The sequence below is a fragment of the Microcystis protocystis FBCC-A270 genome, from assembly GCF_050500235.1.
GTDB lineage: Bacteria > Cyanobacteriota > Cyanobacteriia > Cyanobacteriales > Microcystaceae > Microcystis > Microcystis ichthyoblabe_A.
The window spans coordinates 174,178-191,160 of record NZ_CP191407.1 but is presented as its reverse complement, the minus strand read 5'-3'; the positions used below and the strand labels follow the sequence as shown (position 1 = coordinate 191,160).

At 40.3% G+C, this 16,983-nt stretch carries 9 protein-coding genes and 2 pseudogenes; 9 read left to right on the top strand and 2 right to left on the bottom strand.

Annotated elements, in window-relative coordinates:
- Positions 1–287: 287 nt before the first annotated feature.
- The 6 genes from ACQY1X_RS00865 (at position 288) to ACQY1X_RS00840 (ending at position 7,598) form a co-directional block, all read left to right on the top strand.
- Positions 288–1,580 carry a sugar ABC transporter substrate-binding protein gene (locus tag ACQY1X_RS00865; protein WP_430013785.1) on the top strand — a complete coding sequence of 431 codons (1,293 nt, stop codon included), beginning with the start codon at positions 288–290 and terminating at the stop codon, positions 1,578–1,580.
- 2 nt (positions 1,581–1,582) lie between these two features.
- Positions 1,583–2,893, top strand: coding sequence for a mechanosensitive ion channel family protein (locus tag ACQY1X_RS00860; RefSeq protein WP_002737709.1), 1,311 nt, complete (start codon positions 1,583–1,585; stop codon positions 2,891–2,893).
- Positions 2,894–3,298: 405 nt separating this feature from the next.
- Entirely contained in the window at positions 3,299–4,981 is a 1,683-nt protein-coding gene (locus ACQY1X_RS00855; RefSeq protein WP_016517092.1) for an alpha/beta hydrolase, read from the top strand.
- A gap of 526 nt (positions 4,982–5,507) precedes the next feature.
- Positions 5,508–6,158 carry a DUF3782 domain-containing protein gene (locus ACQY1X_RS00850; protein WP_420064684.1) on the top strand — a complete coding sequence of 217 codons (651 nt, stop codon included), beginning with the start codon at positions 5,508–5,510 and terminating at the stop codon, positions 6,156–6,158.
- A gap of 111 nt (positions 6,159–6,269) precedes the next feature.
- Positions 6,270–6,899, top strand: coding sequence for a DUF3782 domain-containing protein (locus ACQY1X_RS00845; RefSeq protein WP_193977087.1), 630 nt, complete (start codon positions 6,270–6,272; stop codon positions 6,897–6,899).
- 111 nt (positions 6,900–7,010) lie between these two features.
- Positions 7,011–7,598: a DUF3782 domain-containing protein gene (locus ACQY1X_RS00840; RefSeq protein WP_002735819.1), complete on the top strand. Its 588-nt coding sequence runs from the start codon at positions 7,011–7,013 to the stop codon at positions 7,596–7,598.
- Positions 7,599–8,107: 509 nt separating this feature from the next.
- Here ACQY1X_RS00840 and ACQY1X_RS00835 read toward each other — a convergent pair.
- Both ACQY1X_RS00835 and ACQY1X_RS00830 read right to left on the bottom strand, forming a co-directional pair.
- Positions 8,108–9,919 (bottom strand): proline--tRNA ligase, encoded by a 1,812-nt coding sequence (locus ACQY1X_RS00835; RefSeq protein WP_430015274.1) that lies wholly within the window; start codon positions 9,917–9,919, stop codon positions 8,108–8,110.
- Between the two features lie 686 nt (positions 9,920–10,605).
- On the bottom strand, positions 10,606–12,285 hold the full coding sequence (locus ACQY1X_RS00830; RefSeq protein WP_430015273.1) for a diaminopimelate decarboxylase family protein: 1,680 nt from the start codon (positions 12,283–12,285) through the stop codon (positions 10,606–10,608).
- Positions 12,286–13,049: 764 nt separating this feature from the next.
- Between ACQY1X_RS00830 and ACQY1X_RS00825 the strand changes: the two are divergent.
- From ACQY1X_RS00825 to ACQY1X_RS00815, 3 genes and pseudogenes are all read left to right on the top strand, one after another.
- A pseudogene (locus tag ACQY1X_RS00825) lies at positions 13,050–13,190 on the top strand (transposase); the annotation flags it as partial.
- 28 nt (positions 13,191–13,218) lie between these two features.
- Positions 13,219–13,654 (top strand): annotated as a pseudogene (locus tag ACQY1X_RS00820) (hypothetical protein); the annotation flags it as partial.
- A gap of 537 nt (positions 13,655–14,191) precedes the next feature.
- Positions 14,192–16,912 (top strand): valine--tRNA ligase, encoded by a 2,721-nt coding sequence (locus ACQY1X_RS00815; RefSeq protein ID WP_103111858.1) that lies wholly within the window; start codon positions 14,192–14,194, stop codon positions 16,910–16,912.
- Positions 16,913–16,983 lie beyond the last annotated feature (71 nt).

Genomic DNA, 16,983 nt, shown 5'->3' with positions numbered 1-16,983 from the left:
CATCTCACTCATACCAAGCATAGTTTCCCTAAGCTGTTACCCATTTAAACTGAGTATTAGAGTGTTAGAAAATAAACTATAAAACTCGACTTTCCCTACTCTCATCTGGTCTTAACAGATAATTTAGATAGGTCAGCAGTTTAACTCGCACAAATTTTTAACTGGGATTGTTGCTATACTGGTGGCTCTTGACAAAAGATCATGTTAATTATTTTTCTGATGAAGATTATTAGTCACCTTTTCATGTACTATGGGTCTATGGCAATATTTTTGAAGGATCACGATCGATGCAATCCCTAAGGCTCAGAGTTAAAACTGCTTGGAGAAGTAAAAAAATAAGTAGAATTATATCGCTCCTATTGCTTTTTATCTTGATGCCAATTTTTCTTTATGCTTGTTTTAGTGATCTTCCCAACCAATCATCGGAGCAACGGCAAGGAACCCTTTTGGTTTGGTATCCAGAAGAGGGCAATTTAACTAAACTAGTAGGTCTCGGTTTCCAAGAGTTTGAAAAATTAAATCCGCAGGTGACAATTCTTGAACAAGCTATTCCTATCGATGAGATACCCGAACGTTTTTTTAAACAATCTCAAAGCGGATTGGGTGCGAGTGTTATTCTAATTTTTTCGAGAAATATACCCAGATTAGTATCTGAAGGAGTACTGGGGGAAATTGACCGAAAAAATCTAGATTTATCTATCTATAATCCCCCAACCCTGAAACAAGTTAGCTATCAAGGAAAAATCTATGGCATTCCCTTAGGTTCTCGTACTCGTGTACTGTGTTACAATCAAAAAAAATTACAAGTTAGTACCGATCCGCTGCTGAAGCAACCTCCCACCAGTTTAGAGGGATTAGTAGAACGTGCGCGCAAAGGTTATTCTGTGGGGATAGTTTCCTCTTTTGAAGATACTTTTTGGGGAATGGCAATTTTTGGCAGCTATTTGTGGGATGATCAGGGTAGGCTGCAACCTCGCTTGGATGGTTGGGCAAAATGGCTAGAATGGCTAAAATTTGCCTCGTCACAGCCTAATTTTATCCTCAATCGTCAACGGGGATTGCTTCATGAGGCCTTTGCTAGAGGCCGCTTAACCTATTATGTGTGTAATTCTATTGAAATTGCCGATTTAAAAAACAGCCTCCAAGATGATCTCAGAGTCGCTTTACTTCCCCAAGACACTCAAGGTAAAGCAGCGCCAATTCTCTATACACGGGTGATGGTATTTAATCGTAATAATAGTGATAATGAAAATAGGTTGGGATTAGCTTTAGGAAAATTTCTCACTAATCCCGAACAACAATTGCAAGCAATTATCCAAACAGAAAGTTTTATTCCCACTAATCGACGGGTGCAGATCGAAGGAAATTTACTACCGATCGAATCGGTATTATTACAACAATCTCACAATGCTGTGGCAGTTCCTCTGGATGATTGGGAAAAGTTGAATAAAATTTTAGAAGAGGGAGAATTTTGGTATGAAAGAGCGATCGCTGGTGAAATATCTTCCTCAACAGCAGCCCACCAACTGACACTTTATATTCAATCAGGTCTTGATCAGGAAGTCAAGAAAATGAATTAATTATGAACAACAATATCCCCTCTCTTTCGGAAATAATTGCTAACCAATTATTATTTTTAGGACGCAGAAATGTTCAAAATCAATTAATGATTATTTTTCTCTGTTTAATTCTTGCTTGGTTATTGTCAAAATGGTTATGGTCTTACTTAGAAAAAAGATTTCCTCACGTCACCACTTTTATCCATAGTGATAAAAAATTAACCATCCGTCAATATTTTGCTATTCTGATAGAGTTTCTTAATTTTCCAGTTATTAGTATAATTTTACTGAATTTAAATTATCTAATTTTTTTCAGTCAAAATTGGACAAGAGGAATGATTAGTTTATCTATAAAACTCCTGTGGTTTTATTTAGTTTATCGTGGTTTATTAGCTGGACTATACGCCAAGTTTTCCGTCAATAAAATTAAATATTATCATTTCCGGCTTTTAGCACCTTTATTGGTGTTATTTCTCCTGAGAATCATGATTGGTTTCTACAATAATATTCAGGAAATCGCCAAAGTATCTCCTTTCAATTTATTCAATAGTCCGATCACATTGGGAAGCATATTTATTTTGATAATAGCTCCCTATTTTCTAGTAATTGTTGTTGATCTTATAGAGACTATAATTTTGAGTATTGCTCATTTAAATCAGCAAGCTAGTCGCGGTGAAATTGAAGCAACTTTACTGTTAGGACGTTATTTTTTTATTGTCTTAGGTTTTATCATCATCTTGGGTTATGTGGGAGTTAATGCAACGGCAATAGCGGCAATTACTGGTGGTTTATCGGTGGGTATTGGTTTCGGTATGCAGCAAGTGGTCAGTAATTTTATTAGCGGTATTTTACTATTATTTGAAAAAGTTCTCAAACCCGGTGATATCATTAATATTGAAGGGCAAACTTCTCAGGTAAAAAAGCTAGGTATTCGAGCGACAACAGTGCAAATCCTCACAGACAATTCCGAAAAAATTATTCCCAATCAAAAGTTTTTTACTGAGGATGTCACCACCTATACGGGTAGTGATAACTTGATTTATTGTTCAATTGTTATCGGAGTTGGTTATAATTCCAACGCACCACAGGTGATGAATTTATTGCTAGACATTGCTGATCAACATCCTAACATACTTAAAAACCCGCAACCAGTAGCCTTTTTTATTAATTTTGGTGATTCTAGGTTAAACTTTGAATTAAAGTTCTGGTTGGATGATGTTAACAGGAAAAAGCGAGTAATTAGTGATGTTAATTGTGTTATTCTTGATAGGTTTACTCAACAGGATATCGAGATTCCCTTTCCGAAGCAAGATATTCATATTCGCAATAATTAGCAATTTAAGTAGTCGTGCAAAATTAATTTATTGGTTAAAAAGCTTTATCAAAATGTCTAGTTAATTTTGCTTAGGTACTTATCTTGGTCAAAAACCTTATCTGATTATTTTCATCTCCAAATATATCACTTTCACTTATTAAATTTATGTATTTATCGTTTTTTTGTTAATAACCAGTGTCTTGACAAAAAAACAATTTTAATATAAAATCCACACTAGGTAATATGTTCAGGAAATAGCTCGTAATTTAGAATCGAAATCGCTCAGATTAATCTATCGAGGTTTTGCTCATGCTTTTTGGTTATACTTTGCTTGGCACTTTATCGATTTTTGTTGAACTTAGACATCAATCGCCGTGCGACTTTTTTCCTTTAATTGCTGTCATCTACCCTAACTAAAAATTCCATGATTATCACCAGTTTACAAAATCGTTTTCCCAGAAATAATCCCACCCGTCGGCTGCGAGCTTTTCTACTAGGCCTTTTCGCCGCCACTATGACCGCTTTACCCCTAAAAGCCGCCGAAGAAGTTGAATTTGTCTATACTCCCCTCGTCTTTTCTGTATCGGTAGCATCCCTAGAAACCTTTGCTAAAGAAGGCAAAATTGATGCTAATTTAAAACAATTTCTAGCCAGAGTAACTCCCGAAGCAAGAGAGCAGTTTCGTGAAGCTTTATTAACAAAAATTGACATTAATCCTGTTTTACTATCTCGTTTTTTTAATAGTGTGATGGGTGCTGATATGCTCTCTCGTTTGGGCAAAGGCATCACCATTGAAGGGGGAATTAATGGTAAATATGCCCTGCGGGGTGCGATTGTTAGTGCCGCTTTTGAGCCGGGGGGATTAACCCTTTTAAATGTGCTGAAAAAATTCCCCAATAATATCCAGTTACAGGGGGAAGAAATCCTCGGATTAGCTAAAACCATCGATTATGCAGTTTATGTGGCGGAAATATTTATTAAAGATATGCGCCTCTGGACAGCCGAGGAAGCCGCTGCCGTTAAACCACCGATTAATTATACCAGTTTACCCGATCTGCGTCAGCGCGGTAGCTTTCAGGTAAAAAAAGAAGTTTGGAACCTAACCGATAGCAGTCGCAATCGCAGTTTATATGTGGATGTTTATATCCCGCAAACTTTCCGAGAAGGTAAAACACCTGTAATTATTTTTTCCCACGGATTAGCCTCGCGACCAGAAGATTATGCCCAAGCAATTGAACATCTAGCTTCCTACGGATTTTTAGTAGCGGCACCGCAACACCCCGGCAGTGATACCCAATACCTACAAGGAATGTTAGGGGGATATTATCGCAATATTTTTGATGGCAATGAGTTTATTAATCGACCCAAAGATATTAGCTTTGTCATCGATGAATTAGCAAGACGTAATCCTAGTCAATTTCAAGGTCAACTTGACCTCACTAATGTGGGAGTAGCGGGTCATTCCTTTGGAGGTTATACATCTCTAGCTGTTGCTGGCGCACAAATTGATTTTGATAATCTCGCCCAAGATTGTAATCTTCCTTACTCCGGTATTAATATCGCCATTGTACTGGAATGTCGCGCCCTGGAATTGCCTAGACAGGTCTATAATTTTCGTGATGAACGAGTCGCGGCTGTCTTTGCAGCTAATCCCGTTAACCGCAGTATTTTTGGAGAAAAAGGTTTAAGTAAAATCTCGATTCCTGTCCTCTTGGGTTCCGGAAGTTATGACCCAGCAGCTAATCCGATTTTTGAACAGGCCATTCCTTTTACTTGGTTAAAAACGCCAGATAAATATCTGGCCATGGTGGAGGGACAAGCTCATGTAAATTTTACGGAATTGGATGCAGGAATGCAAAAAACCCTAGAGTCTGTGGTCGATATCACTTTACCCAATCAAAATTTAATCGAGGATTATGCGGGGGCTTTATTGGTCTCTTTTTTTGAAGTTTATATTGCTGATAATGACAAGTTTCGTCCTTTTCTTCTGTCTAGTTACGCAGAATATCTCAGTCAGGGACAAAAGTTTAAATTAGACTTTATTACTGCCGCTTCTGACGAGAAATTATCTCAATTGATTGAGAAATTGCGAGTACATAGGCAATAGGCACTCTTGCAATAGTAAAACGGAGGGTGCGTTTTTTGGCTGCTACTCGTCTTTTATCTTTTGTAGCAGCTTTTTTTGCTTAATCCCATAGGTAGCAACTTAGGTTATCTAAAAGAACACCTATTCGATTACCCTGCCCATCGGTGATACACCTTTCCTTTAATTTCATTTGAGAACAACTGCCTTAGTTAATTTTCGTTCTAATTATAACTCAGGTGTTAACGCCTAACCATGTTGATCTATCCTTCTGGAAAAAAACCTTCAAGCTTTGGGAACTCTCACTTGTTCTAATTTCCTCGAAACTATTCCCAACTTAGCGCCTTTAATCCTTCATTTTGGGGGGGAGGTCGCTTTAAGAGAAGTGTATCAGGGAATTAGGGATGTTAGTCAGTGGTGGCGGTGATTCTTGTTCTATGAATTAGCCTCCACCTTACCCAATTGAATCAGCAGTCTGCTCCCCAGTGCCTTCAGCAAGCGCAGAAATCCAATAAAATAGTAAATAGGTGACATCAGGAAAAAATTATCTATGGCAACTACATCCGAAGACGTATGGCAAATCTTAGCCGAATTAGCCACTGCTCAAGCCGAATTAGCCACTGCTCAAGCCGAATTAACTGCTGCTCAAAAAGAAACTGACAAACAACTGAAGGAGACTGACCTAATATTGAAGGAAGTTAGTCAACAACAGAAGGAAAACGCCCAACAACAGAAGAAAACTGACCGACAACTCAAAGAATTAGGACAGCAAATTGGGGGACTCGGTGCCAAATTCGGCAGCTTTACCGAAGGACTTGCCCTTCCCTCAATGGAAACGATTCTCAGACAACGGTTCGGCATGAAAGTTGTTAGTCCCAGTGTCCGAGCAAGCGAAGATGGAAAACACCTAGAAATTGATGTTCTTGCCTATACTAATGGTGAGCTAAATACTGCCTATATCGTCGAGGTTAAAAGTCATGCTAGAGAGGAATCTATTACACAATTAAAAAGTATTTTGCAACGGTTTCGCAGCTTTTTCCCTGAACACAAAGATAAAAAACTCTATGGCATATTAGCGGCGGTTCATGTATCTCCAGAATTACGCGAAAAAATTCTGCAAGAGGGGTTTTATGTGGCTCGGATTCATGACCAAGTATTTGAACTCGATATTCCCGATAATTTTCAACCTCAAATCTATTAAAATTTTAGATGCGATTGCTCTCTTCCCCAAAGGAAAAAACACTCTCTTATTCATGAATCGGCAAAATTCAGTAAAATAGTAAGAGACCAAATCAGAGAGAAAAAATTATCTATGGCAACTACATCCGAAGACGTATGGCAAATCTTAGCCGAATTAGCCACTGCTCAAGCCGAATTAACTGCTGCTCAAAAAGAAACTGACAAACAACTGAAGGAGACTGACCTAATATTGAAGGAAGTTAGTCAACAACAGAAGGAAAACGCCCAACAACAGAAGAAAACTGACCGACAACTCAAAGAATTAGGACAGCAAATTGGGGGACTCGGTGCCAAATTCGGCAGCTTTACCGAAGGACTTGCCCTTCCCTCAATGGAAACGATTCTCAGACAACGGTTCGGCATGAAAGTTGTTAGTCCCAGTGTCCGAGCAAGCGAAGATGGAAAACACCTAGAAATTGATGTTCTTGCCTATACTAATGGTGAGCTAAATACTGCCTATATCGTCGAGGTTAAAAGTCATGCTAGAGAGGAATCTATTACACAATTAAAAAGTATTTTGCAACGGTTTCGCAGCTTTTTCCCTGAACACAAAGATAAAAAACTCTATGGCATATTAGCGGCGGTTCATGTATCTCCAGAATTACGCGAAAAAATTCTGCAAGAAGGGTTTTATGTGGCTCGGATTCATGACCAAGTATTTGAACTCGATATTCCCGATAATTTTCAACCTCAAATTTATTAAAATTTTAGATGCGATTGCTCTCTTCCCCAAAGGAAAAAACACTCTCTTATTCATGAATCGGCAAAATTCAGTAAAATAGTAATAGACCAAATCAGAGAGAAAAAATTATCTATGGCAACTACATCAGAAGACGTATGGCGACTCTTAGCCGAATTAGCGACTGCTCAAGCTGAATTAACTGCTGCTCAAAAAGAAACTGACCGACAACAGAAGGAAACCGAGCGACGACAACAGGAAACCGACCGACAACTCAGAGAATTAGGTAAACAAATTGGGGGACTCGGTGCTAAATTCGGCAGTTTTACCGAAGGACTTGCCCTTCCCTCAATGGAAACGATTCTCAGACAACGGTTCGGCATGAAAGTTGTTAGTCCCAGTGTCCGAGCAAGCGAAGATGGAAAACACCTAGAAATTGATGTTCTTGCCTATACTAATGGTGAGCTAAATACTGCCTATATCGTCGAGGTTAAAAGTCATGCTAGAGAGGAATCTATTACACAATTAAAAAGTATTTTGCAACGGTTTCGCAGCTTTTTCCCTGAACACAAAGATAAAAAACTCTATGGCATATTAGCGGCGGTTCATGTATCTCCAGAATTACGCGAAAAAATTCTGCAAGAAGGGTTTTATGTGGCTCGGATTCATGACCAAGTATTTGAATTAGATATTCCCGATAATTTTCAACCTCGACCTTATTAAAAATTTAAATGTAATCGCTCTATCTTGCCCAAAGGCAGCAACACTTTTTTCTTCATGAATCGGCAAAATTCAGTAAAATAGTAATAGACCAAATCAGAGATAAAAAACTCTATGGCATATTAGCAGCCCTGGGTAAGCGCATCTTAACAATCCTTGACAAAATGAACTTTATGTGAGTTGCCTACCCAGACGACAATTCAGGCATATTTGAGTAGAATTTGCCATCTCAATTGTTAAGCAACAATCGACCAAATAGGTCGAGTTCGTAACTATTCTGATTGACTGGTGTCACTTGAAATGCCCACGCAAATCACAAAATTGGCCAATTGTCAATAGCCTTTGAGATGCCCTTACCCCAGTTTGGGTCTAGGTTTTAAAAATCCCAAAAAAGAAGATTTATATCTCAAATCAGCAACGCTGGAAAAATTATTGCTATGACAGGAGGTACCCCGACTCATATTCGCTCATCAAATACATAAACAAAGAAAATTATCTGTATATTTAATCACTTAATCAGAAGCATTTACCTTTGAAATAGCAGTTTTTAAATAGGAAACCACCTCATTAATTACTACTTCTGACCCTTTTTTACTGGCTCTTTCGACTAATTCCACCTTACCCGATTTGAGAGATTTACCCGTGACAATGCGATAGGGAATCCCAATTAAATCCGCATCTTTGAACTTAACTCCCGCACGTTCATCCCGGTCATCTAAAAGGGTTTCAATGCCGGCTTGATTTAACTCATTGTATAAACTTTCGGCAGTTTTTACCTGCTCGGCATCGGCTAAATTAGGAATAACCACAATCGCTTGATAGGGGGCAATAGCTACGGGCCAAATAATGCCATCTTTGTCGTAGGATTGTTCTACGGCTGCCTGGGCTAAACGCGATACTCCTATACCATAACAACCCATACAAATGGGGGTAGATTCTCCCGCTTCATTAGTATAAAAAGCATTCATAGCTTGAGAATATTTATAACCCAATTGGAAGATATGACCGACTTCAATTCCTCTAGCACTTTGCAAGGTTTGATTAGGATCGTGAATAGCTCGATCGCCTACCCGGGCTTTGCGTAGATCGACGATTAATTCTGGTAAGATAAAATCTTTACCCCAATTGGCTCCCACTACATGAAATCCGGTTTCATTAGCACCAGTGATAAAGTTTTCTAAGTCTGTCACTGTGTTGTCTGCTATGCGTAAAAACTTAGGAGCTATATCGCTGGCTTTTTTGAGTAAATTATCTTCTAAGTCGGGAGCAATATAACCTAAAGGTAAAGGTTTAGTTGCCCATTTCTGTTGAGCGGCAGCATCGGGTATTTTTAAAGCCAAAATTGTTTTAGCATTGTAACAGCTCGCCTGTCTAACTAATTCATTTTGTAGTTTAACTTCATTAACCTCTTGATCGCCGCGAATATGCAGTAAAACTAAAACAGTTATGCCGCTATCATAAAGCACTTCGTAGAGAACATTTTTGACGATAGCGGTGGCGGAACAATCGAGAAATTTAGCTAAACTTTCGATCGTGTTGGTGTTAGGAGTCTCTTTTTTAGCAAACTTTTTAAAGGGAGAAGCCACTTTATCTGCTGGCAAAGAAACGGCTTTTTCCACATTAGCCGCATACTTTTCATCGGCAGTAAATAAAACCTCATCTTCTCCAGCATCAGCTAAGACCATAAATTCTTGGGATGCGGAACCGCCAATCGCTCCAGAATCGGCTTCTACTGCCCGAAAAGCTAACCCACAACGGCGGAAAATATTGCGGTAAGCTATATCCATCGCTTGATAGGTTTTCTTTAAACATTCCTCGTCGAGATTGAAAGAATAGGCATCTTTCATAATAAATTCTCGCCCCCGCATTAAACCAAAACGAGGGCGAATTTCATCGCGAAATTTAGTTTGAATCTGATATAAATTAACCGGTAATTGTCGATAGGAACGAATTAAATCACGAGCGACGGCAGTAATTACTTCTTCGTGAGTCGGTCCTAATCCTAACTCCCGGTTTTGCCTGTCCGTCAGGGCAAACATAATCCCTTCTGCTTTTGTGTAGGTGTCCCAACGGCCCGATTCTTGCCAGAGTTCCGCCGGTTGCAGTTGGGGAAGTAAACATTCTTGGGCGCCGGCTTTATTCATTTCTTCCCGGACTATCTGGGAGACTTTCTGCAAAACCCGCCACATCAGAGGTAAATAGGCGTAAATACCGCTGCCGATACGACGAATGTAACCGGCACGGACTAAGCATTTATGACTGGGGATTTCCGCCTCGGCTGGATCTTCCCGGAGGGTGACAAAAAGCTGTTGAGAGAGTCGCATCCTATCGATATCCTTTTGAACAGAAGACTTTCTATTATCTCATCAAAGGAGAGCGACTGCAATTATCAATTACTTGTGTTGACAAACAATAACAGCGATCAGTTTACCGATTCTCAGGTATTTCCCCTCATAACTTGAGACTGGTTGGAGAAGCATTGAACCTCGGTTGCAATTGCCTAACTCCCTTGTTCTCTACTCTAGGAAATATGAGCGTTCAGGTTGATCGCTGTTATCGCCGTTATCGAGACAGAATGGAACTTTAACAGGGTTTACTCCTTTGTGAACTTGACCTTATAACCTTGCCAGTTGATCTGTCAGGGAGGCTTTTTTCTTTAGCCTCAATTATTAATATAACATCGGATCGGAGCTAGAAGTCTTTCTCTTAATTAAAGTTTACATTGCCAGGGTCAAGGAAAAGCTTAGATGTTTTGACGCTTGACCGACCATAACTCTTATTATTCAAAAATTATGGCAGCAGTGACCTCAACAGTAGTCAAAGAAAGCGCAGAAGAATTAACTAACTCAACAGAACAAAGAAGCAATCACCGCTAGGGAAAAAGACAAACTGCCCCTAAAGCAAGAAAAAGCTCCCACCCTCAAGGTGATAGCTAAAAGTTGATGGCATCATAGAAACACAGTGCCAAGGTGCTTGTGTAAATATCGTGAGCAAGGCAACGAAAAGAACTTTATAAGATGAATCGGAACGATCCCTTAAACTTCCCGTTGCCGAGGTCCCAGTGAGACAGGTGAGTAGTATGCTTATCCACAGGGAGGCTTGATTTGGGCGCTATATATACAACCAGTCTCAATGGCTGGCTGGTACGAATTATCGTGTCTGACTTCAAATATGTTCTTGTTCCCCAAACTGAAACATCTTTGGCCTGTTTGCCGACAAGATACAAAGCTGAAATTATTGTGGCATCCGAGGCGATGCGGACGGCGAATGGGATTGATATCGCCCCTAAAGAACTCTTCGCCTTCACCATGAACTGCAAAGTTCTTGGCGCTATGAGTTGGACTCTGGTAAATGCGTAGCCATCTGAAGATTCTCCCTGCTTGAGATAGTCACTGCTTAGTCTTTCAATGATATCGAGATCAATTTCATGATCTAGCACTTCTGAAGGGGGGTGCGTCGGCCTGGAAAATCCCAAGAAACTGTGATCAGCAAATACGTCCTCAGCAGCGTAAGCCGTTTCTATTTGACCCATTTCATCTATGGTTATATGCCCGGGCCCGTGAAACCCATTAAAGTGATTGCTTACTGAATAGCAATATGCTCCTGCGTGTTGGATTAACAATGGATCCCCACGACTCTGGCCTTCTAAATTGGTCGATGGTAGCAATATATCGCCGGCAAAACAAAGTGGCCCTCCAATAGCATCGTCCCCTTGAGTAGGCAGGGTGCGATGATTGCGATCGATAATTTGGTGGCTCCATGAGAGGAGAGTCACCTTGATTAGCTGGTCGGAGCCAACATCAACAATAGCCCAACGTCTGCCCCGCATCTGCTTAAGCTCGCGGATACGAGTCAACAAGGCGACGGCATTACCAACCAGTGCGTGTCCAGGCTCGACTATGTACTCAATACCGGGTAACAAGTGTTTCTTTAATGCTTCTGTGTACTCTAGGATTGTTGGAAACTGTTGCCCGTCATGGAAGTCAATGCCAAACCCACCGCCAAGATTTAGTTTTCTCATGCAATGATTCGAGCTGGCTTCGATTAAGTTTTTCAAATGATGAATAAACTGAATCGAATGACTAAATGCCGATACATTATCCATCTGAGTTCCAATATGGATATGCAAGCCAGCTATAGGTAGTTTGCAACTGGCCAGAGCATCTGGCAATTCCTCGGATGGGATGCCAAACTTACTGTTAGGCGAGGCGTGAGAAACCATATCCTGCCAATCAGTATTGTGGAAATATTCCACCGGTTTTTCTGGGTTAACTCGAACCAGCAAGCTCCCACTCCAATCCTTGCCATAAAGCTTATGTTGAAGGTCATCTAATATAGCTTGAGAGTCAGCAACTACTGTTGAGCCTCCATCGAGGAGATCTACCATTAGCTGGTGGTCGGGCGCCGGACTGTTGTATGTGATCCGATTCAACGGGAATCCGCAAGAAAGGGCCAACTCAACTTCATATTTAGAAGAGCAGTCTGCGGAGCATCCCAGGGATGCCAGTTCATTCAGAATCGCCATCGACGGATTAGCCTTGATCGGGTAGGCAACCTGAGATGGACTGCCGACAAGCTCCACAAAGTGGGACAGGTTCCGACGAAGCTGACCGACGTTCAGTATGTAGAGAGGAGACCCATGGCGTTTTGCTATCTCCTCGATGTCAATTGATCGCGTCCAAGTTTCCATAATCCCTTCTATAATCTCGCTTTTGTCCAACGCCTAGCATCACCCGCAAACAGGGATCAGTTTATCGATTCTCAGGTATTTCCCCCCACTACTTGGGACTGGTTGGAGAAGCATTGAACCCTAGCTGCAATTGCCTAACTCCCTTGTTCTCTACTCTAGGAAATATGAGCGTTCAGGTTGATCGCTGTTATCGTCGTTATGCCACCCTATCGAACCATACCAAGTAAGGAAGAACCTTTTTTTTTAGCTTCAATTATTAATGTAACATCGGATCGGAGCTAGAAGTCTTTCTCTATAATCAAAGTTTACATTACTAGGATTAAGGAGAGGCCTAGATGTTTTGACGCTTGACGATAATTACCCTCAGTTCGGTATCAGAAAAGGAGGGGGTGGTAGCCTGAAAAAATACAAACGATTCAGCACCCCCGTTCTACATTAGCCGAGTCCCGCCCTCTCGAACCGGTCATCGAGTTTTTCGCCACGCTCTGACGTAATATGAAAAATCACTTAGCGATGGCGTACTGCTAGGCAGTGGCTTCGACATTGCAATCAACTTATGGAACAGGGTCAGACGGAAGGCGATGTTAGTCCAAAATTATTTATTTTGAATTACCATTGTTGCACAAGTAATTATATTTTCTAAATTGTTATACTCATATCTTTGTTTTTCAATATAATTATCAAATAAATAATTTTTGTCTGGATATTTTATCGCTAAGTCTTGGCATTTTTGTTTAAGATAATTGAATTGCATTCATACTCATCATTTTGATAACCGAACAACCCAGAGAACAGTTGAAGGAATTAACAATAAACTCAATGTGATTAAAAGGAGAGGCTGTGGATTTAGAAACTTTAAAAACTTTAGTCTTAGATATTTATTAAATTGGCATTTTGCTAGTTGATTTTACATGGTAAGTTCGGAAAAACTAGAAAAATGAAAGACAAGAGTTTGAAAATCTGCGAAGACTTCTTAAAGTAGAAAGAAAGGGTAGTCGCGGGGATAAAACTTATGAAGAAACAGCTTACTATATCAGCGGTCACTGAGCCTTTACATTGAGCTTGTTGAAATGTGTCGAAGTTTAGCCTAACCGAATCCGCTCAAGTATTTGCCAAAATTATTCGCGGTCACTGAGCTTTTACATTGAGCTTTTACATTGAGCTTGTCGAAATGTCTCGAAATGTGTCGAAGTGAGGACATTGGAAAATAAAAAATCAGTTACATTGGGTAAAAGATGTAATTTTTGAGGAAGATAAAAGCCAGATCAGGGATTTTCAAGCGGCAAGCAATTGGTCAATTCTCACAACTATAGGATTGAATCTTTTCAGAGGTTTGGGTTTTCTCTTAATAACAGAGGGACAAAGGTGATTAGCTGAACGTTGGGAAAAACTGATAGTTTTATCGACGTAAGAAGTAAGCAGAAAAATTAGCTAAATTAACAGGATGTACTCTCAGACAATTTCAAGAGAGATAGGCTTTTAGTGGCTTGATAACAAGCTTTATCAATCTATTCATAATAAATATTGGCAGAGGATTAAAGATTAATTGTTGTGACTAACTCTTTTAGTTAGAGAAAGATAAACTTGAGAATCTTCAGTCAAATTTATTAACTCAAAATCAGCTGTACTTAATTTAAATGAATCAACCCTACCTTAATAAGGGGGCATCTGAAAGTTTTTAATACCTACCTAACCATTGATTGACTCCCTCAATTGATTATAGCAATTATTATACTGATGAAATGCAAAATAATTACCAGAAATTAGCTATGTTTACCCAAGGAAAAGATAACAGCTATCTTAATAAGACTCTTGAAATTTTTTACCCAGCAACTAAACAGGAATTTGATCTCTCCCAAATGTGGGACAATTGACAAAGAACTAAGAATTGTAGAATCCCCCCATCATGACCTCGGAACTATCGAAGCAATACGATCCCAAGATCACAGAAACGAAATGGCAGCAATATTGGGAAAATCAAGAGATATTTACAGCAAACCCCGAAAAAGGCGGCGAAACCTACTGTATAGTTATCCCTCCTCCCAATGTTACCGGTAGTCTCCACATGGGTCACGCTTTCGAGAGTGCCTTGATTGATACACTTGTTCGCTACAAACGCATGACCGGCAAAAATACCCTCTGGCTGCCCGGAACAGATCACGCTAGTATTGCAGTACAAGCTATACTCGATCGCCAATTAAAAGCCGAAAAAACCGATCGTTACCAACTAGGAAGGGAAAAATTCCTCGAACGCGCTTGGCAATGGAAAGAGGAGTCCGGTAGTACCATTGTTAATCAACTGCGACGCTTGGGGGTATCCGTCGATTGGACGCGGGAACGTTTCACCATGGATGAGGGACTTTCCCATGCTGTCCGTACTGCTTTTATCAAACTCTATGAGGACGGATTAATCTATCGCGGTCAATACTTAGTTAACTGGTGTCCCGAATCCCGGTCGGCAGTTTCCGATTTAGAGGTGGAAAACAAGGATATTGAGGGAAATCTCTGGTATTTTCGCTATCCTCTTAGCGATGGTAGCGGTTATCTTCAAGTAGCCACCACAAGGCCCGAAACCATGCTCGGTGATACTGGTGTCGCTGTCAACCCGCAAGACCCCCGTTATCGCCATTTAATCGGCAAAACCGTCACTTTACCGATAATGGGGCGAGAAATCCCGATTATTGCCGATGAATTAGTGGATCCCCAATTCGGTACTGGTTGCGTCAAAGTTACGCCGGCCCACGATCCCAAGGATTTTGAGATGGGTAAACGCCATAATTTAGCCTTTATTAATATCATGAATTTAGACGGCAGTTTAAACGAAAATGCCGGAATATTCGCGGGTCAAGATCGTTTTGTTGCCCGCAAAAATGTCGTTAAAAAACTCGATGAAGACGGTTTTTTAGTTAAGATTGAAGCCTATCGCCATAGCGTCCCCTATAGCGATCGAGGTAAAGTTCCCGTGGAACCCCTTTTATCTACCCAATGGTTCGTTAAAATTGAACCTTTAGCCACAAAAGCTTTAACCTGTTTAGATCAGGAAAACTCGCCCCGTTTTGTGCCAGAAAGATGGACAAAAGTTTATCGCGATTGGTTAGTTAAACTCAAAGATTGGTGTATTTCTCGACAACTATGGTGGGGTCATCAAATTCCCGCTTGGTATATTATCAGTGAAACCAATAACGAAATTACTAACCATACTCCCTTCGTTGTTGCCTGGGATGAAACCTCCGCTTTAGCCAAGGCCAAACAAGAGTATGGAGAGGATATAATTATTCAACAAGACCCCGATGTTTTAGATACTTGGTTTTCCTCGGGATTGTGGCCATTTTCAACTATGGGATGGCCAGAAAAAACCCTTGATCTAGACACTTATTATCCCACCACAACCCTCGTCACCGGTTTTGATATTATCTTTTTCTGGGTGGCTAGAATGACGATGATGGCGGGCTATTTTACGCGACAAATGCCTTTTAAAGATGTCTATATTCACGGTTTAGTTAGGGATGAAAACGGCAAAAAGATGTCTAAATCTGCCAATAACGGCATCGATCCCCTAATTTTAATTGATAAATATGGAACCGATGCTTTACGATATACCTTAATTCGAGAAGTTGCAGGAGCAGGACAGGATATCAGTCTGCAATATAACCGTAAAACCGATGAATCGGAATCCGTAGAAGCTGCCCGAAATTTTGCCAATAAAATTTGGAATGCTTCCCGTTTTGTGATGATGAATCTGGAGGGAAAAACTCCAGAAGAATTGGGAGAACCAGCTTTAGAAAATTTAGAATTAGCCGATCGCTGGATTTTATCTCGTTATCATCAAACAGTGCAAAAAACTAGAGATTATCTAGAAAATTATGGCATGGGAGAAGCGGCAAAAGGTCTATACGAATTTATCTGGCGCGATTTCTGTGATTGGTATATCGAGTTAGTGAAAACTCGTTTATGGAAGGATAAAGAATCGGTTTCCTGCGCTACAGCCCGGCAAACTTTGGCTTTTATCTTGGCAGGAACATTAAAATTATTACATCCCTTTATGCCCCATATTACCGAGGAAATTTGGCATCATTTAACCCAAGAAAATCAGCAGGTTTTGGCTTTAGAAACCTATCCAATAGCCGATAGTTCTCTGATCGATCTAGACTTAGAAAATACTTTTGAGTTATTAATAGAAAGTATTCGGGTGTTGCGTAATTTGCGGGCCGAAGCGGGGATTAAACCGGGGGCAACGATTACGGCAATTTTACAGACAGAAAACAGCCAAGAATTAGCTATTTTGCAACGCGGACAAGTGTACTTAAAGGACTTGGCCAAGATCGAAAACTTAATTTTGACGACCAAATTAACCGAGGAAGTCAATCAAGCGATCGCTGGTGTTGTCGCTACGGTAGAAATCCTCATCCCCCTGTCCGGATTGGTTGATATATCTGTATTGGCCGGGAAATTAGCGAAAAATTTAGCTAAAGTAGAAGGGGAAATTAAGAGTTTGAGCGATCGCCTGAATAAACCTAGCTTTGTCGAAAAAGCTCCAGAAGCTTTAATCCAAAAAACGAAGCAAGCTTTAGCAGAGTCCGAAAAACAAGCCCAAATTCTCCAAGAACGCTTAAAACGTCTGCAGTAGTGCTTTTGTACTACCTAAGTCCAGTGGGCTAGAGCAAAGCTACTGCGATCGAGATTATCCCTTAATCCATT